Annotated in this window: 22 protein-coding genes and 2 pseudogenes; 11 read left to right on the top strand and 13 right to left on the bottom strand. The window is 68.8% G+C overall.

Going from position 1 to position 23,397, the window contains the following annotated elements; all coding sequences use genetic code 11:
- Positions 1 to 46: 46 nt before the first annotated feature.
- Positions 47 to 214: a DUF3117 domain-containing protein gene (locus ABZS64_RS21315; protein WP_003966491.1), complete on the bottom strand. Its 168-nt coding sequence runs from the start codon at positions 212 to 214 to the stop codon at positions 47 to 49.
- Between the two features lie 323 nt (positions 215 to 537).
- On the opposite strand from ABZS64_RS21315, the gene ABZS64_RS21310 reads away from it, so the two are divergent.
- Positions 538 to 1,338 (top strand): enoyl-CoA hydratase-related protein, encoded by an 801-nt coding sequence (locus ABZS64_RS21310; RefSeq protein WP_355831716.1) that lies wholly within the window; start codon positions 538 to 540, stop codon positions 1,336 to 1,338.
- An 18-nt stretch (positions 1,339 to 1,356) separates the two neighbouring features.
- Here ABZS64_RS21310 and ABZS64_RS21305 read toward each other — a convergent pair whose 3' ends face one another.
- Positions 1,357 to 1,944 (bottom strand): DNA-3-methyladenine glycosylase I, encoded by a 588-nt coding sequence (locus tag ABZS64_RS21305; protein ID WP_355831713.1) that lies wholly within the window; start codon positions 1,942 to 1,944, stop codon positions 1,357 to 1,359.
- The gene (locus ABZS64_RS21300; protein WP_355831711.1) at positions 1,941 to 2,294 is read right to left on the bottom strand and encodes a DivIVA domain-containing protein; all 354 of its coding nucleotides are present in this window, start codon (positions 2,292 to 2,294) and stop codon (positions 1,941 to 1,943) included. The genes ABZS64_RS21305 and ABZS64_RS21300 overlap by 4 nt, the downstream gene beginning before the upstream one ends.
- Positions 2,295 to 2,395: 101 nt before the next feature.
- Here ABZS64_RS21300 and folP point away from each other — a divergent pair, with 101 nt between their 5' ends.
- Complete coding sequence (gene folP, locus ABZS64_RS21295) at positions 2,396 to 3,256, top strand: dihydropteroate synthase (protein ID WP_355831708.1); 861 nt, start codon at positions 2,396 to 2,398, stop codon at positions 3,254 to 3,256.
- Positions 3,257 to 3,399: 143 nt separating this feature from the next.
- On the opposite strand, the gene ABZS64_RS21290 is transcribed toward folP, so the two are convergent.
- Both ABZS64_RS21290 and dapE read right to left on the bottom strand, forming a co-directional pair.
- On the bottom strand, positions 3,400 to 4,158 hold the full coding sequence (locus ABZS64_RS21290) for a TIGR00730 family Rossman fold protein (RefSeq protein WP_355831704.1): 759 nt from the start codon (positions 4,156 to 4,158) through the stop codon (positions 3,400 to 3,402).
- A 79-nt stretch (positions 4,159 to 4,237) separates the two neighbouring features.
- Complete coding sequence (gene dapE / locus ABZS64_RS21285) at positions 4,238 to 5,317, bottom strand: succinyl-diaminopimelate desuccinylase (protein ID WP_355831701.1); 1,080 nt, start codon at positions 5,315 to 5,317, stop codon at positions 4,238 to 4,240.
- A gap of 39 nt (positions 5,318 to 5,356) precedes the next feature.
- Between dapE and ABZS64_RS21280 the strand changes: the two genes are divergently transcribed.
- Positions 5,357 to 6,304 carry a hypothetical protein gene (locus tag ABZS64_RS21280; protein ID WP_355831699.1) on the top strand — a complete coding sequence of 316 codons (948 nt, stop codon included), beginning with the start codon at positions 5,357 to 5,359 and terminating at the stop codon, positions 6,302 to 6,304.
- Positions 6,305 to 6,581: 277 nt separating this feature from the next.
- Complete coding sequence (locus tag ABZS64_RS21275; protein ID WP_355831697.1) at positions 6,582 to 7,034, top strand: ATP-binding protein; 453 nt, start codon at positions 6,582 to 6,584, stop codon at positions 7,032 to 7,034.
- Between the two features lie 71 nt (positions 7,035 to 7,105).
- On the opposite strand, the gene dapC is transcribed toward ABZS64_RS21275, so the two are convergent.
- Positions 7,106 to 8,224: a succinyldiaminopimelate transaminase gene (dapC, locus tag ABZS64_RS21270; RefSeq protein ID WP_355831694.1), complete on the bottom strand. Its 1,119-nt coding sequence runs from the start codon at positions 8,222 to 8,224 to the stop codon at positions 7,106 to 7,108.
- Positions 8,225 to 8,316: 92 nt separating this feature from the next.
- A complete protein-coding gene (gene fdxA / locus ABZS64_RS21265; RefSeq protein WP_018089397.1) occupies positions 8,317 to 8,637 on the bottom strand; it encodes a ferredoxin in 321 nt (106 codons plus the stop codon).
- A 114-nt stretch (positions 8,638 to 8,751) separates the two neighbouring features.
- Between fdxA and ABZS64_RS21260 the strand changes: the two genes are divergently transcribed.
- Together ABZS64_RS21260 and ABZS64_RS21255 are read left to right on the top strand one after the other, a co-directional pair.
- Entirely contained in the window at positions 8,752 to 9,747 is a 996-nt protein-coding gene (locus ABZS64_RS21260) for a GNAT family N-acetyltransferase (RefSeq protein ID WP_355831693.1), read from the top strand.
- A 17-nt stretch (positions 9,748 to 9,764) separates the two neighbouring features.
- Positions 9,765 to 10,628: a transglutaminase-like domain-containing protein gene (locus tag ABZS64_RS21255; protein WP_355831691.1), complete on the top strand. Its 864-nt coding sequence runs from the start codon at positions 9,765 to 9,767 to the stop codon at positions 10,626 to 10,628.
- Here the strand turns inward: ABZS64_RS21255 and ABZS64_RS21250 are convergent.
- Entirely contained in the window at positions 10,588 to 12,009 is a 1,422-nt protein-coding gene (locus ABZS64_RS21250; RefSeq protein ID WP_355831688.1) for a hypothetical protein, read from the bottom strand. The two genes, ABZS64_RS21255 and ABZS64_RS21250, sit on opposite strands and share 41 nt — an antisense overlap.
- Positions 12,010 to 12,131: 122 nt before the next feature.
- On the opposite strand from ABZS64_RS21250, the gene ABZS64_RS21245 reads away from it, so the two are divergent.
- Positions 12,132 to 12,836 (top strand): CDP-alcohol phosphatidyltransferase family protein, encoded by a 705-nt coding sequence (locus tag ABZS64_RS21245; RefSeq protein WP_355831686.1) that lies wholly within the window; start codon positions 12,132 to 12,134, stop codon positions 12,834 to 12,836.
- A 24-nt stretch (positions 12,837 to 12,860) separates the two neighbouring features.
- Here the strand turns inward: ABZS64_RS21245 and ABZS64_RS21240 are convergent.
- The 5 genes and pseudogenes from ABZS64_RS21240 to ABZS64_RS21220 form a co-directional block, all read right to left on the bottom strand.
- Positions 12,861 to 13,280: pseudogene (locus tag ABZS64_RS21240) on the bottom strand (adenylyltransferase/cytidyltransferase family protein); the annotation flags it as partial.
- Positions 13,277 to 14,818 carry a fibronectin type III domain-containing protein gene (locus ABZS64_RS21235; RefSeq protein WP_355831683.1) on the bottom strand — a complete coding sequence of 514 codons (1,542 nt, stop codon included), beginning with the start codon at positions 14,816 to 14,818 and terminating at the stop codon, positions 13,277 to 13,279. The pseudogene ABZS64_RS21240 and the gene ABZS64_RS21235, both read right to left, overlap by 4 nt.
- 46 nt (positions 14,819 to 14,864) lie before the next feature.
- Positions 14,865 to 16,451 (bottom strand): oligosaccharide flippase family protein, encoded by a 1,587-nt coding sequence (locus ABZS64_RS21230; protein WP_355831680.1) that lies wholly within the window; start codon positions 16,449 to 16,451, stop codon positions 14,865 to 14,867.
- Entirely contained in the window at positions 16,448 to 17,992 is a 1,545-nt protein-coding gene (locus tag ABZS64_RS21225; protein ID WP_355831677.1) for a hypothetical protein, read from the bottom strand. The genes ABZS64_RS21230 and ABZS64_RS21225 overlap by 4 nt, the downstream gene beginning before the upstream one ends.
- The gene (locus ABZS64_RS21220; RefSeq protein WP_355831674.1) at positions 17,989 to 19,419 is read right to left on the bottom strand and encodes a hypothetical protein; all 1,431 of its coding nucleotides are present in this window, start codon (positions 19,417 to 19,419) and stop codon (positions 17,989 to 17,991) included. Before ABZS64_RS21220 ends, ABZS64_RS21225 begins: the two co-directional genes overlap by 4 nt.
- 180 nt (positions 19,420 to 19,599) lie before the next feature.
- On the opposite strand from ABZS64_RS21220, the gene ABZS64_RS21215 reads away from it, so the two are divergent.
- The 4 genes and pseudogenes from ABZS64_RS21215 to ABZS64_RS21200 form a co-directional block, all read left to right on the top strand.
- Positions 19,600 to 20,838: a WcaI family glycosyltransferase gene (locus tag ABZS64_RS21215; RefSeq protein ID WP_355831671.1), complete on the top strand. Its 1,239-nt coding sequence runs from the start codon at positions 19,600 to 19,602 to the stop codon at positions 20,836 to 20,838.
- Between the two features lie 187 nt (positions 20,839 to 21,025).
- A complete protein-coding gene (locus ABZS64_RS21210) occupies positions 21,026 to 22,063 on the top strand; it encodes a glycoside hydrolase family 5 protein (protein WP_355831669.1) in 1,038 nt (345 codons plus the stop codon).
- 118 nt (positions 22,064 to 22,181) lie between these two features.
- On the top strand, positions 22,182 to 23,276 hold the full coding sequence (locus ABZS64_RS21205) for a PQQ-dependent sugar dehydrogenase (protein WP_355831666.1): 1,095 nt from the start codon (positions 22,182 to 22,184) through the stop codon (positions 23,274 to 23,276).
- Positions 23,266 to 23,397: pseudogene (locus tag ABZS64_RS21200) on the top strand (phosphoadenylyl-sulfate reductase); the annotation flags it as partial. The gene ABZS64_RS21205 and the pseudogene ABZS64_RS21200, both read left to right, overlap by 11 nt.

Below are 23,397 nucleotides of genomic sequence, written 5' to 3'. Positions count from 1 at the left end.
CCGGCACGTGAGTGCCGGGGCAATGAAAAGTGAGGGCGTTTCCGCGTCAGCCGACGACCTTCTTCAGGGCGTCGCCGAGGGCATCGGCTTCGTCCGGAGTCAGCTCGACGACAAGCCGACCGCCGCCTTCGAGGGGAACGCGCATGACGATGCCCCGCCCCTCCTTGGTCACCTCGAGCGGGCCGTCGCCCGTCCGCGGCTTCATGGCCGCCATGCTCGTTCCCCTTCCTGAAACCAGCTCATCGCAGCCGACAACCCAGGTGTCACCGGCATCGAACACATTGCTTCCAGGTCATTATCCCGCATGGCGGGACCCGATGACCAACATCAGTCGGCATCGCTTGCGCAACGCGCTCTCTCAAAACCACTCAATTCGGCGATCCGCCTGCGATACTTCGCCACCGCGCACCGGACCTGACCCCAAGATTGTTTGACGCAGGTCACATGTTCGGGCCCGTCGATCTCCGACATGCTGGGCGTGAACACGGGCCGAAGACGCCTGAACACCGCCGTTTGAGCCGCAAAGGGGACCCTGCCATGGCCGACTCCGTGCTGTACGAGGTGAGCGACGGACTCGCGACGATCACGATCAACCGGCCCGAGGCCATGAACGCGATGAACACCGAGGCCAAGGTCGCCCTCCGGGACGCGGCCCAGGCAGCCGCCGCAGACCCCGCCGTACGGGCGGTACTGCTCACCGCGTCCGGGCGCGCCTTCTGCGTGGGCCAGGACCTCAAGGAGCACATCGGGTTCCTCGCGGCCGACCGCGAGTCGGGCAGCGGCAGCACCATGAGCACCGTGCGGGAGCACTACAACCCCATCGTGCGGGCCCTGACGGAGATGCCGAAGCCGGTCGTGGCCGGGGTCAACGGCGTCGCCGCGGGCGCGGGCCTCGGCTTCGCCCTCGCCGCGGACTACCGGGTCGTCGCCGACACCGCCAAGTTCACGACGTCCTTCGCGGGTGTCGCGTTGACCGCGGACTCCGGGGTGTCCTGGACGCTGCCGCGGCTGATCGGCCAGAGCCGCGCCGCCGACCTGCTGCTCTTCCCGCGTTCGTTCTCGGCGCAGGAGGCGTACGAGTGGGGCATCGCGAACAAGCTGGTCCCCGCGGACAACCTGGCCGCAGAGGCCGCCGCCGTGGCCCGCGCCCTCGCCGAGGGGCCGACCGTGGCGTACGCGGCGCTCAAGGAGTCCCTGGCCTACGGCGCCGGCCACACTCTCGGCGAGACCCTCGAGAAGGAGGACGAGCTCCAGACGCGGGCGGGCGCATCGGAGGACCACACGATCGCGGTCCAGGCGTTCATCGGCAAGGAGAAGCCGAAGTACCTCGGCCGCTAGGAGGCCACTGGAAGGCCGCTAGGAGGCGGCACCGCGGGCGACGCAGTCCCGCAGATGGTCGTCGACGAGGCCGCACGCCTGCATCAGGGCGTAGGCGGTGGTCGGTCCGATGAAGCGCAGACCGCGCTTCTTGAGTGCCTTCGCCAGCGCCGTGGACTCGTCGGTGACCGCGGGCACGTCGGCGATCGTGCGCGGAGCCGGCCGCTTCGCCCCATCCGGGGCGTACGACCAGATCAGCGTGTCCAGCTCGCCGGCCGACCAGTCGGCGAGCACACGCGCGTTGGCGAGGGTCGCATCGACCTTGGCGCGGTTGCGGATGATCCCGGGGTCGGCGAGGAGTCGTTCCCTGTCGGTGTCGGTGAACTCGGCCACGGATGCGATCTTGAAATCGTCGAAGGCGGTCCGGAAGCTCTCACGGCGGCGCAGAATGGTGATCCAGGACAGGCCTGACTGGAACGCCTCCAGACAGAGCCGTTCGAACAGCGCGTCGTCGCCGTGGACCGGGCGGCCCCACTCCTCGTCGTGGTACGTGACGTAGTCGTCCGTGGACAGGCCCCAGGGGCAGCGCAGCTTCCCGTCGGGCCCGGGTACGACGCCGCCGGTCACTGCTCGGGCTCCTCGCCGGGCTTGGTGAACAGGTCGGGCCTGCCGACCGTGGTGGCCTGCGCACCGGCCAGCGCGGACTCCAGTTCGGCGATGCGCGCGTCCCGCTCGGCGAGCTCAGCGGCGAGGCGGCCCAGCACATCGTCCACGTCGGCCATCCGGTAGCCGCGGGGGGCGACCGGCAGGCGCAGTGCGTCGACGTCGGCCCGGCCGACGGGGCGGGAGACCGGCAGCGGATCGACGAGCTGCTCGGGCGCCACCTCCGGCAGAGCCGCACTGTCGCCGCCGCCGACCACGGCGAGCGTGACCGCGGCGACGACCACGACCATCGCGATCAGCAAGAACAAGAACACGAGCGACCCTCTCCCCGGAGCGGAAACTGTCCGGTGCTGATCGTGCCACGCGAGTCCGACAGTTAGGGTCGCAGGCGGACGACCTGAGGAGGAAACAGCTGATGCTGCGGCTGGGACAGCGTGAATTCGACGCGCACGAGCCGGTGATCATGGCGATCGTGAACCGTACGCCTGACTCCTTCTACGACCAGGGTGCGACGTTCCGCGACGAGCCCGCCCTCGCCCGCGTCGAGCAGGCGGTGTCGGAGGGCGCCGCCATCATCGACATCGGTGGCGTGAAGGCCGGTCCCGGCGAGGAGGTCACGGCCGAGGAGGAGGCGCGGCGGACGGTCGGCTTCGTGGCCGAGGTGCGCAAGCGGTTCCCGGACGTGGTGATCAGCGTCGACACCTGGCGGCACGACGTGGGCGAGGCGGTCTGCGAGGCGGGCGCGGACCTGCTCAACGACGCGTGGGGCGGTGTCGACCCGAAGCTGGCGGAGGTCGCCGCGCGGTACGGCGTCGGCCTGGTGTGCACCCACGCGGGCGGCACACAACCCCGCACGCGGCCGCACCGGATCGCGTACGACGACGTGGTTGCGGACATCCTGCGGGTGACGCTGTCGCTGGCCGAGCAGGCGGTGGAGCTGGGGGTTCGCCGGGACGGGATCATGATCGACCCGGGTCATGACTTCGGGAAGAACACGCGGCATTCGCTGGAGGCGACGCGGCGGCTCGGGGAGCTGGTCGAGACGGGGTGGCCGGTGCTGGTCTCGCTCTCGAACAAGGACTTCGTCGGCGAGACGCTCGACAAGCCGGTGAAGGAGCGCGTGATCGGGACGCTGGCGACGACGGCGGTGTCGGCGTGGCTGGGGGCGCAGGTCTACCGGGTGCACGAGGTGGCGGAGACGCGTCAGGTGCTGGACATGGTGTCGACGATTGCGGGCCACCGGCCACCGGCGGTGGCGCGGCGGGGCCTGGCGTAACGGCGGGTTCTGGCATTCATGGCGCGGCCGGGCATAAACGTGGGCCCTGGCGTTCACTGCACGGCCGGGCGTAAGACGGGCCTCTGCCCCGGACCCCGCTCGTTCCGACGGCGCGAGGGTCCGGGACAGAGGCCCGGGGGAAGCTAGCGGCCCGTTTCCTTGGTCACCATCGCCACCGCCTCCTCCACGTCGTCCGTGACATGGAACAGCAGCAGGTCGTGCTCCGACGCCTTCCCCTGCGCCACCACCGTGTTCCGCAGCCAGTCCACCAGGCCGCTCCAGTACTCCGTACCGAACAGCACGATCGGGAAGCGCGTGACCTTTCGCGTCTGGACCAGGGTCAGCGCCTCGAACAGCTCGTCCAGGGTGCCGAGGCCGCCCGGCAGGACCACGAAGCCCTGCGCGTACTTCACGAACATCGTCTTTCGGACGAAGAAGTAGCGAAAGTTCACGCCGATGTCGACGTGCGGGTTGAGCCCCTGCTCGAAGGGGAGCTCGATGCCCAGGCCGACGGAGATGCCTTCGGCCTCCCGCGCGCCCTTGTTCGCCGCCTCCATCGCGCCCGGGCCGCCGCCCGTGATCACCGCGAAGCCGGCGTCGACCAGGGCCTTGCCGATGCGGACACCCGTCTCGTACTCGGGGGATCCCGGCGCCGTGCGGGCCGAGCCGAAGACGCTGATCGCGCTGGGCAGTTCGGCGAGCGCGCCGAAGCCCTCAACGAACTCCGACTGGATGCGCATGACCCGCCAGGGGTCGGTGTGCACCCACTCGGAGTCGCCCTCGGTGTCCAGCAGCCGCTGGTCGGTGGTGCCGGGCTGCACCTGTTCCCTGCGGCGCAGCACCGGGCCCAGTCGCTGTTCCGCCAGCGCCCGCAAACCCTCGGGTCCCTCGGGGTTGCCCATGACCTGCTCCCTCCGCCGAACATCATCGCTTTGGGTCAGGGTAGGTCGGCGAACGTTACGACATGTGAAATCAGGGCTGTCAGGCAGTGAGCCAGTCGCGGAGCCGGCCCTCGCAGTACGAGATCTTCTCCACCGCGACATGCTCGTCCCGCTTGTGGGCGAAGAGCGCGTCGCCCGGTCCGTAGTTGACCGCGGGCACGCCCAGCGAGCTGAAGCGCGAGACGTCCGTCCAGCCGAACTTGGGCTGCGCCGTGCCGCCGACGGCCTCCATGAACGCGGCAGCGGCCGGGTGCGAGAGCCCCGGCAGCGCTCCGCCCGAGTGGTCGTCCACCACGAACTCCTGAACCCCGCAGTCCGCGAAGACCTCGTGCACATGGGCCAGGGCCTGCTGCTCGGTGAGGTCGGGCGCGTAGCGGTAGTTGACCACCACGGTGCACTCGTCGGGGATGACGTTGTTGGCGACGCCCGCCTCGATCCGTACGGCGTTGAGCCCCTCCCGGTACTCGAGGCCGTCGATCACCGGCCGCCTCGGCTCGTACGCGGCGAGGCGGGCCAGGATCGGGGCTGCGGCGTGAATGGCGTTGGACCCCATCCAGCTGCGCGCGGAGTGTGCCCGCTCCCCCGTCGTACGGAGAAAGACCCGCAGGGTGCCCTGGCAGCCGCCCTCGACCTGGGCGTCGGACGGCTCGAGCAGGACCGCGAAGTCACCCTCCAGCCAGTCGGGGTGGGCCTCGGCCACATGACCCAGACCATTCAGGTGTGCGGCGACCTCTTCGTTGTCGTAGAAGACGAAGGTGAGGTCGCGGTTGGGCTCGGGGACGGTCGCGGCGATGCGCAGCTGGAGCGCGACGCCCGACTTCATGTCGCTCGTGCCGCAGCCCCACAGCACGCCGTTCTCGTCCAGCCGGGACGGCACGTTGCCGGCGATGGGGACCGTGTCGATGTGCCCGGCGAGGATGACCCGCTCGCCGCGCCCGAGGTAGGTGCGGGCCACGATGTTGTTGCCGTGCCGGTCGACGGTGAGGTGCGGCAGCTCGCGCAGCGCCTGCTCGATCGCGTCGGCGAGCGGCTTCTCGGTGCCGCTGACCGACGGGAAGTCGACGAGTGCGGCGGTCAGCGCCGGGGCATCAAGAGTGAGGTCAAGCACGGTGTCGGGCATGGCTCCGACCTTAACGCGGGCTCCAGTACGGTGGGCAGCGTGTCCGAGACCGCCTCCCCCCTCAGGCGCGGCCGCCTCCTGCGTATCGCGGCCGCGCTCGCCGTGCTGCTGGCACTGATCGGTTATGTCGTCGTGCAGTACGTCACCGGCGGCGGCGCTCCGCGCTGCACGGTCCGGGCGTCCCAGGGCGGGGACGGCGGCCCCACGTACGAACTCAGCGCCGAGCAGGCCGCGAACGCCGCCACGATCTCCGCCGTCGGCACCACCCGCGGCATGCCGGAGCGCGCGGTCACCATCGCGCTCGCGACCGCTCTCCAGGAGTCGGGGCTGCGCAACATCAAGCACGGCGACCGGGACTCGCTCGGCCTCTTCCAGCAGCGTCCTTCGAAGGGGTGGGGCACGACCCGGCAGATCCTCGACCCGGTGTACGCCGCCGGGAAGTTCTACGAGCATCTCGCGGAGGTACCCGGCTACTCGCGGCTGCCGCTGACGGTCGCGGCGCAGCGCGTCCAGCGCAGTGGTTTCCCGCAGGCGTACGCGAAGCACGAGCCCGACGCGACGTTGCTGGCCGCGGCCCTCACCGGCCGGGCGGGCGGGGCTCTGACCTGCGAGTCGCGCGAGGTCCACAGGGCGGGCGACCCGGCGAAGGTCCGGGCGGAGCTGGTGCGGGCGTTCGGTCCCGAGCTGCTGCCCGAGGCCCGGACCTCCGGCAGGGCGGGAGCACCCGGCCCGCGCGAGGTGTCCGTACCGGTGCCGTCGACGGTCGGGACGGACGGCGGCGGGGCCTCCCGGCGGGGCTGGGAGCTGGCGCACTGGGCGGTTGCCCGCGCGGACGGGCTGCGCATCGAAGAGGTCTCGTACCAAGGCCGGGTGTGGAGCGCGCAGAAGTCCGAGAAGGGCTGGCATTCCGCGGGCGCGGCGTCGGATTCGGCGGGGTCCGCAGCGGATTCCGACACGGGTAACGTACGAATTCGCCTCGCACGCTAATCCGGGCACTCCCTCGAACGAGGCACTCCACTCGTCCGCCGACAAGAATTCGCCCATCCCTTCGTCACGTCTGTCGCGTGCCCCTCAAACCCCATGCAGGCAAAGGGAAGTGACGGTTCGGCAGTCGGCTGCGCAATGCAATGTTTGCCCGTCTTTATCCGAAACTGATAATGCGACGCATTGCAAACTCTTTACCTTGGCGCACCGCAACTTCTCCCTCCCTCCTGGCGGTTGTCACTGCGTCCGAACCAACGTCCTTCTCGTCTCAAGGAGCATCATGTCCCTCCCCCTGACCCGTCGGATCGCCCGTGCCGCGCTGCTCATCGCGGCGGGAGCAGCCCCCGTGGTCGGTGCGGCCGGCTCCGCAGGCGCTGTGGAACTTCCGCAGGCCCCGCTCGGCGGTGGCCTGACCGCGCTCGACACGGACAGCCTCGGCGGCACCGTCGACGGTGCGGCGCAGAAGACCACCGACCTGGCGGGCACCACCGGCGGCAACGCGGTCAAGCAGGCCGTCCCGGCCGCGGGCAAGACCGTCGGCAAGACCGGCAAGAAGGCTCCCGGCACCGCCAAGGAGGCGGCCGGTGACACCGCGGGCAGCGCAGGCGACGTCCTGGGCGACACCACCGGGACGGCGACGCAGTCGCTCGGCGGCCTGCCCGTCGGCGGCGGCCTTCCCGTCGGCGGCGGCCTGCCCACCGACCAGCTGCCCGTGAATTCCCCGCTCGGCTAGTCCCCCGTACACACCGAAGGGGCCCCGGGAGCACAAACTCCCGGGGCCCCTTCGTACGTACTCGGCTGTACTCAGCCCAGGCGCTTGACCGCGGCCTCGACGCGCTCGTCGGTCGCCGTGAAGGCCACCCGTACGAAATGCTCACCGGCGGTGCCGTAGAAGTCGCCCGGCGCCACCAGAATGCCGAGCTCCGCCAGGTGCGACACCGTGTCCCAGCACGGCTCGTCCCGCGTCGCCCACAGATAGAGGCTGGCCTCGCTGTGCTCGATGCGGAAGCCGTGCCCCTCCAGCGCGGTGCGCAGAGCGGCACGCCGGGCCGCGTACCGCGCCCGCTGCTCGGTGACATGGACGTCGTCGCCGAGCGCCACGACCGTGGCGGCCTGCACCGGCGCGGGGGTCATCATGCCGCCGTGCTTGCGGATCTGGAGCAGCTCGCCCAGCACGCTCTCGTCACCGGCGATGAAGGCGGCGCGGTAACCGGCCAGGTTGGAGCGCTTGGAGAGCGAGTGGACGGCGACGATGCCCTCATACGTACCGCCGCAGACATCCGGGTGCAGAACCGAGACCGGCTCCGCCTCCCAGCCCAGCTCCAGATAGCACTCGTCGCTGAAGACCAGCACGCCGTGCTCGCGCGCCCACGCGACGATACGGATCAGCTCGTCCTTGGCCAGCACCCGGCCGGTCGGGTTGGAGGGCGAGTTGAGCCAGAGCAGCTTCAGGCCGGTGGGGTCGAGCTCGCTGCCCGCAGGGTCACCCGCAAATGTCTCCGTGTCGTAGACGACCGCCTCCGCGCGGGCCAGCCGCGCGCCCACTTCGTACGTCGGGTAAGCAAGCCGCGGATAGGCGACCTTGTCGCCGGGGCCGAGACCCAGCTGGGTCGGCAGCCAGGCCACCAGCTCCTTGGAGCCGACGACGGGCAGGACGTTGGTGTGCGCGACGTCGACCGCGCCGAGGCGCCGCTCGACCCATCCGGTGAGCGCGTTCCGCAGCTCGACCGTGCCCCACACCGTCGGATAGCCGGGCGAGTCGGCGGCCGCGACAAGGGCCTTCTGGATCAGCTCCGGGACGGAGTCGACCGGAGTGCCGACGGAGAGGTCCACGATGCCGTCGGGGTGGGCCGCGGCCGTCGCCTTGTACGGCTCGAGCTTGTCCCAGGGGAAGACGGGAAGGCGCGAAGAGACTGCGGACACGGGCTTCTCTTTCTGTCTTTCTGGGGTGAACGCTTCGGTCCCGTACGGACGACGAAGCCGTACGGGACCGGGGAGAGCACCTGCCGCGGGTCCTACTGGTTCTGCGGCGGAAGTGCGGCGATGAAGGGGTGGTCGCGCTCGATCAGGCCGAGCTTGGAAGCACCGCCGGGCGAACCGAGCTCGTCGAAGAACTCGACGTTCGCCTTGTAGTAGTCCTTCCACTCCTCCGGGGTGTCGTCCTCGTAGAAGATCGCCTCGACCGGGCAGACCGGCTCACAAGCACCACAGTCGACGCATTCGTCCGGGTGGATGTACAAGGACCGGGAGCCCTCGTAGATGCAGTCGACGGGGCACTCCTCGATGCACGCCTTGTCCTTGACGTCGACACAAGGCTGCGCGATGACGTAGGTCACGCTGTCGTTCCTCCTCGGTAGGGCTGGCATTGCGCGGGAGCGCGGCGTCGTCGATGCCCGCCCCTAGTATCTCCGTTCCTGGGGACGATCCGAACAGGAGGGGCGCGCAGACCTGTGGAATTCATCGGCGGCGGACGGCTCGAGGTCCGTATTACACCCACTGACGTGGGCAAACGTGTATCAGTGCGACGCCTGACCGACGCTGACAGCGGGCTGACGAAGTTCACCGACACGGTTGGTGTTCTCACATCCTGGAACGAGGGTGTGCTGCTGATCACACGACGGACCGGTGAAACCGTCCGTATCGCGGAATCGTCGCTGGTCGCGGGCAAGGTCGTGCCTGCCGCTCCGGCCCGCCGGAGGGGGCCGGCGGCGGATTTCGAGGAGCTCGCGCGGGTCATGGCGCGGGCCTGGCAGCCGGTGGAGAGCGAGCGGCTGGGCGCATGGGAGCTGCGGGCGTCGTCCGGGTTCACCCGGCGGGCCAATTCGGTGCTGCCGCTCGGTGACCCCGGGCTGCCGCTCGACGAAGCACTGGCGCATGTGCGCGCCTGGTACGAGCGCCGGGGGCTGCCCGCGTACATACAGACCGCGACCGGGGCCGCGGGCACGCAGGAGGAACTCTGTGCGCAGCTGGAGGCGCGCGGATGGCTGCGCGAAGTCACGGCGGAGGTGCGGATCGGGGCGCTGGCGCCGGTCGGCGACCTGGACGCGGAGGTGGAGCGGGTGCGGCTCGCGCGCTCCTTCGACGAGGCGTGGCTGAGGCGCTACCAGCGGTCCGGTGTGCCCGGGCCACATGTGCGCCAGGTACTGGGGAGCGGCCCTTCGGTGTGGTTCGCGACCGTGCCCGGCGAGGGTGAGGTACCTGCGGCGATCGGGCGGTGTGTGGTCGACGGACGCTGGGCGGGCTTCATGGCTGTGGAGGTGGACCCGGAGTACCGGCGACAAGGGCTGGCCACCACGGTGATGACCGCGCTGGCACGGCGCGCGCTGGAGGAGGGCGCGTCGGCGGCGTGGCTGCAGGTGGAGACGGACAACGACGGGGCGCGCGCGCTGTACGAGGGGATGGGCTTCGCGACCCATCACCGCTATCACCACTTCCGGTCCGCGTAGGCGGGTACGAATCGCGTATGCACGACGAATCCGCCGAGATGCCTCCCGACCGGTCTGCCGAACGGCGGCAGCAGTTCGCCGAGGAGGCCCGCTCCGAGCGGCCCGACCTCGCGATGCTGTGCCTGCTCGTGGGCGCGGAGGCGGACCCGGCCGTGGACGACGCCGCCCTGGACGCGGCCCAGATCGAACTGGACCGGCTCGCGGGTCTGCTCCCCTTCGGCCTGACCGCTCCCCGGGCCTGGGCGACGGCGCTGGCCGACCTCCTCGGCGTGCGCTGCGGTTTCAGAGGCTCGCCCGGTGACTACCAGCGCCTGGAGTCCTCGCTGCTGCAGGAGGTCCTGCGGCGCCGCCGGGGGCTGCCCATCCTGCTCTCGGTGATCTGGATCGAAGTGGCCCGCCGAGCCGGGGCGCCTGTGTACGGAGTCGCGCTGCCCGGCCACTTCGTGGTCGGCTTCGGCGACCCGGCCGCCACGGACGAGCAGGTCCTCGTGGACCCCTTCGGGGGCGGCCGGCTGCTGACGGGACCGGACGCGGAACTACTGGTCGCGGGCGCGACGGGCGCGCCGCTCGACCCCTCCATGCTCTCCCCGGCGGATCCGCTCGACGTGGTGCTGCGCATCCTGAACAACATCCGCGCCTGGGCGGCGGCCCGCCCGGAACGCTCGGACGTCGCCCTGTGGGCGGTCGACCTGTCCCTGCTGCTGCCCTCGCATCCGGCGCGGCTGCGCTACGAGCGGGCTCAACTGCTCGTACAGCGCGGGGAGTACCTGACGGGCGCGGCGGAGCTGGACGCGTACGCGGAGGTGGTGGCGGCGGTGGACCGGGCCGCGGCGGACACGATCAAGGGGCGGGCGCGGGCGGCACGGGCGATGCTGAACTGAGTCCCGCCGGGGCCGTCGAGGCCGTCGGCGCACTCGTCGTGGGGCTGGGGGTCGGCCTGACCGGGGCAGCCGTACCGCTCGGAGTCGATGCGGTTGTGGGCGTCGGCTTCGGCGTGGGCGCGGCTGCCCCGGGCGTCTCGTCGATGCAGTCGATGAACCTGACGACGCGCGCGGCGTTCGCGCCTTCCAGCACCACGAAGTCGGCGGCCGCGTGGGTCCTGAGCAGGCACATGTCGTAGCGCGCGACCTTCGGGATCTTCTTGACCGGTCCGAACAGTCGGTACTCGTGGCGGCCGACCAGCTGACAGGAGTCGTAGCGGATCAGTGGCCCGCGCGCCCCGATCGTGTAGCGATGCGGGCGGACGTCCTGGGAGAAGTCCATGTACGCAATGGCAGTGTCGTCGCAGTCGCTGAAGCGGACCGTCCCGCCGGACCACGAGCAGTCGATGACCAGGACGTCCGGGTCGCGCACTTCGAAGCGGATGTCCGACGCGTGGAAGCGCTGCACGGAATCGTGGTGCGCCCTCACTGGGAATCGGAAGAAGGTGCTGGTCCTGCCGTACTCCGAACTGTCGTCGGGGCGTTTGTCGAGGATGATGTACGAGCCGCCACGGCAGGTGATCGAACCTCCGTAGGGGAACTCCAGAAAGTTGCCCCAGTCGTATTCGACCTTCATGTCGTTGAACCAGTAGTTGAGGAACTGGTCCTGCCGCTGGGGGTGCGGTGCGCGTTGCGACAGGCCGGAGTAGAGGAAGGCCTTGCGGTAAGCGCCGCCGACTCGGCAGGCGTCCCAGAGCATCTCGGAGTTGGTGTCGCTGCCGTCCAGCGCGATCCCGTACTCCCACTCACCCATCCATTCGCATTGCGAGAACCGGTAGTCCTGCGCCTGCCCGGTCGAGTACGAGTAGAAGAACGATGCCCCCGGGGTGGCCGACCGGAAGTGGATCTGTTCGAACATCACATTGGCCCATGTGTCTTCGTTGCGGCACAGATACGAGCCCGGACCCGTTTCCGGCTGGAAGACGATCTCGGTCATGCGCTTCCCCGCGCCCCGGAAACGCAAGCCGTTCGCCGGGCGCGGCGGACTTGTGCCGTTGAGCAGTGCGTGAGGGCGTGTGACGAGGAACCTGCCGGCGGGAATGTCGATGACGGTGCGGCCGATTCCCCCTCTCACCCGTGAGGCCGCGTACCGGTAGGCGAGTTCGAACGCCAGGGAGTCATCGGTTTTCCCGTCCCCCACGGCCCCGCAGTCCGTGACGATGTCGACCACGGACGGCGTCCAGAAGGACACACTGCGCTTGGATTCGTCGGCCTCACGGCCTTCCCGGCCCGTGCGGTCCGAGCCCGGCGCCGCCACCGCCGGCGCACTGTTCGTGAGCATCGCCGCTCCGGCCACAACGGCCCCGCCACGCAGGAGACTTCTTCGGCTTCCTTCAGGAACCTCACCGTCCACATCTGCCATAATTTGCTCCTTTCCTGTATTCCATATAGAACAGGGACAAAGTGAGCGACCTTCTTGAAGTGCTCAGACTGCTCTCGACGGCTCAGAAGTCCGCGAGGGGGGTGTCGGTCTACTCGCAGTTCGTCAACCGCCCGGCAGGTCGTCTCCTCGCGGCCCTGGCGTACCGGGTCGGGGCGACTCCCAACCAGGTGACTGCGGTCGGAGCCCTGTTCACCTTTCCGGCGCTGCTCGCCGTCGCGCTGGTCCGGCCCGGGACGGCCATGGGGTTCTGCGTGTTCGCCGCCCTCGCCACGGGGTTTGCGCTGGACTCGGCGGACGGGCAGCTGGCACGAAGCCGACGGTCCGGAAGCATCTCGGGAGAATGGCTGGACCACGTTCTCGACTGCATCAAGACCGTCAGCATCCACTCGGTGGTTCTGATCTCCTTCTACCGCTTCTTCGACCTGCCCGATCCGCGCTTCCTGCTGGCGCCGATGGCCTTTCAGCTGGTGGCCGTCGTCGTCTTCTTTGCCGGGATCCTGAGGGAACAGCTGAGGCCGAGGACGGATCAGGCGGCAGTGCCGATGACGCGGAGGTCGGTGCTGCGCTCCCTGCTCCTCCTGCCCGTCGACTACGGGATGGTCTGCGTCATCTTCCTATTCCTGGGCAGCCAGGATCTCTTCCTCGGGCTCTACTGCGCGCTGCTCGCGGCTCATGTCCTCTTCATGGCCGCCTTCCTTGTGAAGTCGTTCCGGGAGCTGTCCTGATCCGCCCCCCGCCCGACCCCCGTCGAGGAGGTCGAGTGCTCTGCGCAGCAGGGTGCTCGACGTGTGCACCGTGTAGGGAAAGTAGACGACTTCCACGCCGAGCTGCCCGAATCTTGCCTCGAGCGCGTTCCATATTTCCGAGCCCTGCCAGTCATCTCCCTTGAAGACGACGTCGAACCCGACCCTCTTCCATGTTTCGACCTTGTCGGGAAAGGACTCGACGATGGCTTCGTCGACGAAACGGACACTGGTCACGATCTCCAGTCGCTCGTTGAGCGGCACGACGGACGGCCGCCCCTTCATCGTGACCACCTTGTCGTCGGGGGCGACGCCCGCGATGAGGTAGTCGCATTGAGCGCGGGCCTGGCGCAGGATGTTGAGATGCCCCACATGGAACAAGTCCCAGACGCCAGGCGCGAATCCAACCCGCTTCCCGCCTCTCAAGGCTTGTCCGCCGTTCCCGTTTGGGCGAGGGCCGCGCTCACGGTGACTCGGCCGGAATGGGGTGAAGTGTTGTCCCCGTCGGTGACCGTGATCGAGTAGCGGTGGCGTGTATTCGCCGTCACCGTGTCCGTGAAATGCATCTGCGGGCGGTCCCAGTAGGCGGAACGCTGCGCGAGCGACTTCAGCAGTGCGCCGTCACGGTAGATCTTGTACGTGAGAACGGCGTCGTCCCGGTCCCACGAGGCTTGCCAGCTGAGCTCGTTCACAGTGGCGCTGGTGCTGGAGACAGCAAGCTTGGGGACGTCCGGCGCTCCGATGTCGGGCCCGTCGCCGAAGCGAGTCAGCCCTTGTTGTGGTTTGTCGTTGACGGTGGTGAATTCACCGCCGGTCCACAGGATTCCGTTCGCCATGACCATGGCCCGTGGCCCCAGTTGTTCTCCCAATCCGTCATTGGTGTCGGGGAACCAGTACTGGATGGTCTTGTTCGCGATCGAGTTGGCCACGAAGTGGTGGCGCTTCTTGTGCTCGGGGAAGCCGCCCGGCGTGTCGCTGCAGTCGTGGGCGTGTGATCCGCTGTAGAGAATCCCCTTGTAGGGGACGACGGCCTGGGTGGCGCCAAGGCAGTTGTCCTTCCACCGGAGCTCGCCGGTGGCGAGGTCCCCGGCGATACGGCCGTCGAACATCCAGGTCCCAGTGCCTTCGGCTCCCAGGTAGAAATTCGTGCCGTCGTGGGCAAGGGCTTTGACGACCGACCGAGCCGGGATCCAGTTCTCGTACGTCTGGACGGTCGAGCCGGTCGACGGGTCGAGGGCGACAAGAGCGTGCGCCCAGTTGCCCTGCACCCAGTCGAAGTCGCCGCCGACGAAGACCTTTCCGTGTTTCTCGGCTGCCGTAATGGCACGGACCGGCCCGTCGATTTCGGCGTTGAACGGCAGCAGCTTCCCGCTCGGGCTGAGAGCGGCGATGCGGCTCCTCGCCTGGCCGCTGACCGTGGTGAAGTCGCCGCCCAGATAGACGGCCTTGTCCGTGACATCAATGGCCCGCACGGTCGCTGACACAGCGGGCCTGAAGTCCTTCCGCAGCGAGCAGTCGGCCGTATTCAGCGCGACGGCGCTCGCCACACCGGTGGAACCGACCTTGCCGAACGAGCCGCCCACGTACAACACCGAGCCGTCGCGGGATGGCTTCATTGCGCGCACGGTGTTGGCCCCACCGCTGAAGGCAGGAGCACAGGGCAGGAGTTTGCCGGTAACGGCGTCGAAGGCGGCGAAGTTCGTGCGGGTTTTTTCCTTCTCACCGGGTGCCGCACCCGGGGGACGGACCGAGGTGAAGCTGCCACCGGCGTAGACGACGCCGCGTGCGTACGCGAGCGACCAGACGATCCCGTTCGTCTGCCAGGTGGCCAACGGATCCGCGGTCAGCGTAGTGGTCCCCTCCGCGGCTGCGGAGCCGGGCGCGGCGACGAACGCGGCGGCGGTGAGGCAGGCCGTGGCGCAAGCCGCGGCTGCGGTTTTCGTGGTGGATGTTCTCAGGCGCATGGAATCCCCGGGCATGGCAGAGTTGGGCGACGAACGGGCGGAGGAATTACGGCGTTCCTGGTTGTGCGGGCAGCCTGCCGCGACGCGATTGTGGAGCGCGGCTGCGGAGTGCGTGGACGAGATCGTTCACGCCTAGAGTCTTGCGATATCTCCACAAACTTATACTAAATACGCACAGAATCACCGTAATTGCGGCGGCGAGTCCTCGACCCGTGTCACCGGCCAGCAACCGGGCGGAAAGCGCCGGCGCAGCGGCGACGAAGAGCCCGAGTCCGGCTGCGGCGAGGTACCCGCGGTCGACAGTCGTGAAGCCCAGCCCCCTGCGGACGAGTCTGGCGGAGACGAGGTTCTCGACGACGATCGAAGCGCCCCACGACACCGCCGCCCCCAGAACTCCCCAACGCGGCACAGCGAAAAGGCCGGTGGCCACCTGCACCGCGAAGGCTGCTCCCGTGACGGCCAGGTGCCAGGAACTCTTCCCCGCCATGAGAAGCACGGTCTGTGCGTTACCCACCGAGATATTGACCACCGAGGCCGCACACAGGACGAGCAGGGCGTTCGCCCCCTGGTCGAACCCGGCCCCGAAGACCGACAGCACGGTGGCCGGGAAGCAGGCGAGGACCACGAGCAGCGGCCAGGAGAACAGCACGATCCAGCGGGTGGAGATCAGGTGCAGGCCGTGCGCCTGATCGGTTTCGCCCATGGCGAGCAGGCGGCTGATCTGGGGAGCGACGGCGAGCCGGATGGCGAGTTGCAGCAGAGTTCCCGCGGTGATGATCCGCCCGATGGCCGTATAGAGGCCTGCCTCCTCCGTCGACGCCAGTGCCGACAGCAGGATGACGCCGACCCAGACCGCGCCGATGTCGAAGAGGGAGGAGATGGCCCGGGGGGCGGAGAACGCCCAGAACTCCCGCCAGGGCAACGCGGCTTCGGGCTGCTGCCGGGTTCCCGCGTACCCCGCGCGGCATCGTCGCAGGGCGAACCAGGCGACCACGGCACCGGCCAGAGAGGGGACGAGCCACGCGGCGGAGAGCATCAGCGCGCCCGGCATGAGCAGCGCGACCGGTACGGCGAGAAGGAGGCGCAGTACCGGTTTGCCGATCTGCTCGACACCCACGAACGGCACCACCGTCCCGTAGCCGCTCGTCGCACCGAGCAGCAGCAGCGAGAGCGTCGCCACGGGAAGGAACAGTGCGAACAGCCTGATGAGCGTCTGCGCCTCCGCGGGGGCCATCGCCGGAAGCAGGAACGTGGACAAGGATGAGGCGTAGAAGAGGACTGCGGCGGTCGCGATGCCGGCCACCGCGCCCGGCACCACGGCGGTGCGCAAAAGCGCCCCCACCTGGCGCCCACCGCCCGTCGCGAGGTCGCGTGAGACGAAGCGCACGAGGCCCGTGTCGGCGCCCAGCTTGCAGGCGTTGCTCAGGATCGTGAAGGCGGCCACGCCGGTGAACACCGTGCCCGCCCCGTAGGTCCCGCCCACCCGCGTGATCAGGGCGACCAGGGCGAAGCTGAAAACCGCGTTCGCGCCTGATCCCAAGAAGCCCCACCAGCCACCGCGTGCGGTGGCGGTCACCTCGCTTGAGGTGGCCGTCCCGCTCGCGGCGGGTGCGGACGTTCCATACACGGTCATCCCTGGGAGGCCGCTCCTGGGGCCCGAGTCACGCTCTTTTTGGCGGACGAGCCCGCGTCGTGCTTGGGGATCTGCTCCGCGCGCGGCCCCTCGACCTGCTGCTCGGCGATGGCCGGTCGGCGGTACTTGCTCCTGCGGTGCCGGGCGCCGTCCAGAGCGCTGCTGAGCCGGCTGCCCCTGGCACCGGCGTCGAGCACCGCGCCCACGACTCGGCCCCCGGCGCAGGCGATCAGTTCGTGCAGCCGTTTGAGATCGTCGCGCCGTGTGAGGTTCAGCCCGCCCACCACGAGAACCCCGTCCACCCGCTGGGCCAGAGCCAGGGCGTCGGCGTGGTCGAGCAGCGCGCGGCCGAGGAACACAACCGACTTCGCGGGGTCTGTCTCCTTGCTGGTCTCCGCCTTGCCGGAGACGACGGCGAAGCGGCCTGCTGTGCCCGCGTTGACGACGTCAGCGCTGTCCGGAAGAAGGGGCAGCCGGGTCGCCAGTGCAGGCGTCGTGGCAGTGGCGTCCACGAGCACCACGTCATGACCGAACTCGGCCACGGCTGCGGCGAGATTCACGGCGACGGCCTCGGCGTTCCGGTGCTCTCTCGGGGCCAACACCAGCAGGCTGCGCCCGCCGGCGGACCGTTCGTCGTGGGTGAGCCGGAAGGCGAGCGTACGGTAGGCCTCGGTCAGGGGGCTGTGGGAGTGGCCGACTGCAAGCAGTTCATCGCCCAGTGCCGCGCCGGGCAGGATGCCGAGCACCGGAGCACGCAGGCTGATCTGCAGATCGGAAACGGAGCGCACCCGCGGTTCGAGGACGGAGAGCAGCCAGGCGAGCATGATGCCGAGGGTGAGTCCGCCGAGCAGCCCGAGCCCGCCGAGTACGACGCGTCCCGGTCCGGCCGGGGCGACGGGCGGCTCGCCCAGGCGCACGATGTCACCGCCAGTGGTGTCGCGGGTCTTGAGGTCCGCGAGGCGCCTCTGCAGCCCGTCGATCTGGCCCGCCAGAGCCGGCTGCGCCGCCTTCTGTTTGCCCAGCGCGGCGAGTTGCTGGTCCACGGCCTTCGTCGTCCGCTTCAGCACGGCGTCGGTCCTGGCCTGGCGATCGGTGAGGTAGGCGTCGAGAAAAGCGTTGATGACGCGGGCGGCCCGCTTCGGGCTGCCCGCTGTGTACTCGAAGCGCAGCACCTGTGTGTCGGGCGGGTTGGTCACCGTCAGGCCCTGCTGCAGCGGGGCGGCGTCGGCGGGTCCGCCCAGCGACTTGGCGGCGCGGGCGGCGACCGTCGGACTGAGCGCGACCTGCCGCTCGGTGGCCATGCTCAGCTGGTGGTCGATCGGCACGCTCAGCGAGCCGAACGGGTCGGCTGTCGAGCGCACGACCACCTCACCGGTGGAGGTGTAGTGGTGGGCACGGAGCACTGCCAGAAGCGCTGCGCAGAGCAGCCCGAGCGCGATGCCCAGTGCGATCACCGCGCGGTACCTCATCAGTCGGCGCATCTGGTCGCGCAGTTGGTCCGGCTCGTTGTACAGGTCGTCGAAGCTGGTGGGGCCGTTCACGGTTGCCCTCCTCTTCCGGAGATTGTTGCGTGGGCGGTTGTGCCGGCCGGCACCACCGCTGACGAGAGCCGGGGTGTCCGGGCAGCGCGGCTGGTGATGAGAAACGGGACGGTCAGGAGCAGGAACAGCGGTCCGACGATGCCCATGAGGCTGCCGCGCAGGAAGATCAGCTGGTAGAAGGCGAACGCCGGGATCAGCAGGGTGGCCAGGGTGGCGGGTCCGCCAAGAGCCCGGTTGCGAATGTCGTCCATCCGGCGTCCGACCGCACCGAGCAGACAGAAGACCACCATCACTGCCGGGAATCCGGCCCAGAGGTAGCTCTCGATCCAGAGCGGTGCGGAGATGTTCTGGAAGTCGTAGCCCGCGTACTGGGCAATCTTGACGCCGCTGTCCTGCGGTTTGTCGGGCCAGGCCGAGCGCGGCACCATGAAGAGGACAGGTCCCAGGGCTGTCGACGGCGAGAATCCGTTGTCCTTCGCGTAGTCGATGCCAGTCTGCATCTGATGGAAGGCGTCGTAGTCCATATTCGTGGTGAACTGCTCAGCGAGGGAGACCACGGTGATCGATTCACGTTTGTCGTAGCGGAAGTAGTCGCCGTACGGGAAGACCAACAGAACCGCGGCCATGACCGCTGCCGCAGTGACGCGGAAGGCGCGCGGACGCCACATGCGACTCGATGAGAAAAGCAGGGTGAGCAGTACGGTCCCGGCCCAGAAGCGGGGCTTGCTGATCGGATTGTTGACGACGACGTTGAGGGCGAGCAGCAGCGGAAGCAGCATCCAGCGAACGCCGCGCAGCAACCGGTCTCCGTCCCTCAGCCGCGGCAGATGTACGAGGGCCAGCAGAGCCCAGAATGCGGGGACGGCGAGCGACCAGGCCATGAGGACCCCCGAGCTGTCGTCCGCGTCCGCTACGGCACCTGCCTGCTTGACCGCCTGTCGGCTGCTGAAGAAGGCGCCGAGTCCGCCCAGTTGAGGAATCAGCACAACACTCAGGACGCACACCAGACCGCACACCAGGAGCAGGGGCATCGGCGCGATCCGGCGGGAGAGCGCAGCCTCGAGAACGACGGACCGGTTCTTGGCGTGCCGGGCCGCGAGGGCGGTTCCGGCGCTGTAGGCCACGAGCCCGGCCTCGATCAGAACGGTGGCGGTGAAGGCGGTGCTCTCCCCGGCCCGGTACTGGAGGGGGTACTGATCGGCAGCGAGCATGGCGAGCGGAGCCAGTCCGAGCCACACATACACAAAGAGCCAGAAGCCGAAAGCGACCAGCCGGGCCGTCGTAGCCGTGAGCACCCGGGCGAGCGCCCCACCGGCATGTGCCAGGACGACACACTGCACAGCGAGTGCCGCACTCAGGCGCACGTCGAGCGACTGCAGGACCAGTCCCGGCAGCAACGCGATCAGGACGACGGCCCAACTGCTCACCGCAGCCACGCTACGTACTTGACCGCCCTGCACCTCTGCCCCCTCGCTCATCCGGGCTTGACAGCATTGATGGTCATCACTCGTCATCTGTAGCTCATGTTGGGTCTACCTCGTGATCCGACATACCGACCCAGACTGGCCATAGGCCGCTAAATGCCCCATACGTTGTAATCTGACGAAATGGAAAGCCTGCTCGCCGGTCGCCGTGTTCTCGTCGTATCGACCAACTACGCCCCTGAGCACGCAGGGATCGGCCCCTACTCGGCGCAGACAGCGGAGCACCTCGCCGCGTGCGGTGCCGAGGTCCATGTACTGGCGGGAATGCCGCACTACCCGGCCTGGCGGCTGGACGACGACTACCGGGGACGCCGGCGGGTCACGGAGATCCGGCAGGGCGTCCACGTCCATCGCCGCCGCCACTATGTGCCAGCGCGTCAGACCGCACTGCTCAGGGCCCTTTACGAGGTCACGTTCCTCGCGCACGGATCGGTCGCGCCGCCGCCCGCACGCCCGGACATCGTGCTCAGCCAGATGCCGAGCCTGGCCGGAGGCCTCATCGGCCGCCGCCTGGCCCGCAGGCACCGGGTTCCGCACGTGGTCATCGTGCAGGATCTGATGGGTGCCGCCGCCGCGCAGAGCGGCATCAGCGGCGGCAGCCGGGTCGCCTCGCTGGCTTCGAGGGTGGAAGCGGCAGTTCTGAGGTCGGCCTCACTGGTCGGCGTGGTGCACGAGACGTTTACGGACCGCGTCAAAGCCATGGGGATCACCGCGTCACGCATCAGAGCGGTGCCCAACTGGACGCATGTGGCCGCTCCGACCGGTGACCGTCACGCGGTACGGGAACGGCTCGGCTGGCGGCCGGACGAGGTCGTGGTGCTGCACTCGGGCAATATGGGCCTCAAGCAGGGGCTCGAGGTGCTGATCGAGACCGCTCGGATCGCGGCCGGCACCGGGCCACGCGTCCGCGTCGTGCTGATGGGCGACGGCAGCCGGCGTGCCCACCTGGAGCGTCTCGCCGAAGACCTGCCGAATCTGGACCTGTTGCCGCCGGCGGAGGAGAAGGACTTCCCCGATGTGCTGGCCGCGGCCGACGTACTCGTGGTGACCCAGAGGGCTTCCGTACTGGACATGAGCCTTCCCTCAAAGCTGACCTCGTACTTCGCCGCCGGGCGGCCCGTCGTGGCCTCGGTGGCCCCGGAGGGCGGCACCGCTCAGGAGGTGCACCTCTCCGGGGCGGGGGTCGTGGTGACACCGGAGGATCCCAGGGCATTGTTCGACGCCGTCCGGGCACTGAGCCGTGATCCGGAGCGTTCCGCCGCACTCGGCATCCGCGGTCCCGCCTATGTGGCCGAGCGACTGAGCCGTGAGGCCGGGCTCGGCCGGATCACCGCGCTGCTGTCGGAAGCGCTGACGGCATAGCCGACGGGGCCGTGCTCCGTCGGTGTCCGCGCGGCTCGTGCCATCCATGCCCGGATGGGGCAACGGTCCCCCTGCGAGAGTGAATCTTCCCAACCGCTCGGACCAATCGCATTGCCACTGCAGCCTTCACGCGCCACCACTTAGTCATATTGGCATTTAGTGCCATCTAACGAAAGTGGAGGCAGAAGTGCGCTCACTGACTTCGGGCAGCCGTTGGGCCGTCCGATCCGCCCTGGTCATGGCTGCGACGCTCAGTCTGATCGCCATGAATCCGGCGTCCGGCGCTGCCACAGGAATGGCCGCCCCGGCCGAGACCCCGGTCCAGACTCACGGCAAGCTCCATGTCTGCGGCACACAGCTGTGCGACCAATCGGGCAAGGCCGTCCAGCTGAGAGGTATGAGCACGCACGGCACGCAGTGGTACGCCCATTGCCTGACCGACCGCGCCTTGGATGTGCTGGCCTATGACTGGAAGGTGAGCGTCCTGCGTGTCGCGACGTATGCGCTCGACGGCGGGTACAACTCGAATCCCCAGAAATTCACCGACCTGGCAAGTCAGTTGATCGAGAAGGCCAGCGCCCGTGGCATGTACGTCATCGTGGACTGGCATCACATCGGCCCGGGCGACCCGAACGCAAACATCGAGAACGCCAAGAAGTTCCTCAAGGAGATCGCCCAGAGGCACAAGCACCGGAACAACGTGATCTACGAGATCGCCAACGAGCCGAACAAGGTGAGTTGGGAGCGGATCAAGAGCTACTCGGAGGCAGTTATTCCGGTGATCCGCGAGCAGGACCCGGACAGCGTGATCCTCGTCGGCACCCGCGGCTGGTCCACGCTCGGCGAAGCCGACGGCGGCAACGAGAACGAGGTCGTCGCCAACCCGGTGAGAGCCTCCAACATCATGTACACGTTCCACTACTACGCGCAGTGGTATCGGGACAGGTACCGCAATCGCCTCGACATCGCCTCCTCCAAGCTCCCCATGTTCGTCACGGAGTGGGGCACCTCGTCGTGGACCGGCTATACGAACGACTTCCCCATGGCGCAGAAATTCGTCGACCTGATGGCGAAGAAGAAGATCAGCTGGACGAACTGGGCCGTCGCCGACAACGCCCACGATCTCTCGGTCTTCAAGCAAGGCGTCTGCAGTGCCGGCACATTTGCCGGCACCGGCGTCCTCAAGCCCGCCGGCGTCTGGGTCCGGGAGCGGATCAGAGGCTGAGCACAGCGGCGCGGGCGGACTGCGCTGATCGTTCACCGCAGCCTCGACGCCGGTGGCCCGCGTTCACCGACCGACCTTCCCCCACGAAACGTCACCCCCCCCACAGGAGGATGCACCCGTGTACACCGCCACGCCCCGTCGAAAAGTCATAGCCCGCGCCCGGGCAACCGCGTCAGCCGCCGCGGCGGTGGCCGCCGGGCTGATGCTGCCGCTGGCCGGGACCGGCAATGCCGCGCCGCCGCCGGTCGTCGCCCCCTCCGCCAAAGTCCCGTCCAGCGTCAAGACCATCTCGTCCGGGTGGACCATCCCCTGGGGCGCGACGTGGCTGCCGGACGGTTCCGCACTGATCAACGAACGGGACTCGGTCGAGGTCTACAAGGTCAGCCAGACCGGTACCAAGACCAAGGTCGCCGCCCAGCCGCTGATCGCGAGTCCCAACAGTGGGGAGACCCTGCTCGGCATCGCCGTGTCACCCAACTGGCTCCAGGACCACTACATCTACCTCTATCACGGGGCCAAGGAGGGCAACCGGATCGCCCGGATGACCTATGACGGGTCCACCCTCACCGGCTACAAGACGCTCGTCAGCGGCATCAAAAGGGGCCTGCACAACGGCGGACGCATCAAGTTCGGCCCCGACGGCTTCCTTTACGCCACCACCGGCGACGCCGGGATACCCGGCGAGTCGCAGGACAAGCAGTCCCTCAACGGCAAGATCCTTCGGCTGACCACCGACGGCAAGCCCGCCCCGGGCAACCCGTTCGGCACGCTCGTCTACTCCTACGGCCATCGCAACCCCGAGGGCCTCACCTGGGACGCACAGGGCCGGCTGTGGGAGACCGAGATCGGCGAGGACACCTGGGACGAGCTCAACCTCGTCGAACCCGGAAAGAACTACGGCTGGCCCACCTGCGAGGGCGAGTGCACCACCGCCGGCATGTCCAACCCCGCCCGGCAGTGGCACCCCGCCCAGGGCGTGCCGGGCGGACTCACCTACACCGACGGCGCCTTGTACATCGCCGCGCTGAAGGGCCAACGGCTGTGGCGAGTTCCGGTCGACGGCACCACCACCGGCACCCCGGTCGCGTACTTCACCAATGGTTACGGCCGGCTGCGGGATGTCGTGAAGGTCCCGGGCAAGAGCGCCCTGTGGATCACCACCGACAAGGCGGGCAGGGCGGCGGACAGAGTGCTCCAGGTCGATCTCACGTAGCAGTCGCCCCACAGGCCGTCATCCGATCGCCGAGCAGGCCGGGCGGGACCTCGAAGACGCCTCCGCACTGGAGATCCTGAAGTGGGCGGCCGACACCTTCGGTCCGCGCTTCTGCGTCACC

Source organism: Streptomyces sp. NPDC005408 (genome assembly GCF_040606445.1).
GTDB lineage: Bacteria > Actinomycetota > Actinomycetes > Streptomycetales > Streptomycetaceae > Streptomyces.
Note: the sequence above shows the minus strand (reverse complement) of the source record. Positions and strands in the feature narration are given on the sequence as shown.

Bases quoted from the DNA above. Each gene is read 5' to 3' on its own strand.
- ABZS64_RS21250 (WP_355831688.1), bottom strand. From the start codon at position 12,009: ATGCTCACGAACAGTGCGCCGGCGGTGGCGGCGCCGGGCTCGGACCGC.
- ABZS64_RS21315 (WP_003966491.1), bottom strand. From the start codon at position 214: ATGGCGGCCATGAAGCCGCGGACGGGCGACGGCCCGCTCGAGGTGACC.
- dapE (WP_355831701.1), bottom strand. From the start codon at position 5,317: ATGCCCGACACCGTGCTTGACCTCACTCTTGATGCCCCGGCGCTGACC.
- ABZS64_RS21255 (WP_355831691.1), top strand. From the start codon at position 9,765: ATGCACGACGAATCCGCCGAGATGCCTCCCGACCGGTCTGCCGAACGG.
- ABZS64_RS21290 (WP_355831704.1), bottom strand. From the start codon at position 4,158: ATGGGCAACCCCGAGGGACCCGAGGGTTTGCGGGCGCTGGCGGAACAG.
- ABZS64_RS21275 (WP_355831697.1), top strand. From the start codon at position 6,582: ATGTCCCTCCCCCTGACCCGTCGGATCGCCCGTGCCGCGCTGCTCATC.
- ABZS64_RS21235 (WP_355831683.1), bottom strand. From the start codon at position 14,818: ATGCGCCTGAGAACATCCACCACGAAAACCGCAGCCGCGGCTTGCGCC.
- ABZS64_RS21230 (WP_355831680.1), bottom strand. From the start codon at position 16,451: ATGACCGTGTATGGAACGTCCGCACCCGCCGCGAGCGGGACGGCCACC.
- ABZS64_RS21310 (WP_355831716.1), top strand. From the start codon at position 538: ATGGCCGACTCCGTGCTGTACGAGGTGAGCGACGGACTCGCGACGATC.
- ABZS64_RS21215 (WP_355831671.1), top strand. From the start codon at position 19,600: ATGGAAAGCCTGCTCGCCGGTCGCCGTGTTCTCGTCGTATCGACCAAC.
- folP (WP_355831708.1), top strand. From the start codon at position 2,396: ATGCTGCGGCTGGGACAGCGTGAATTCGACGCGCACGAGCCGGTGATC.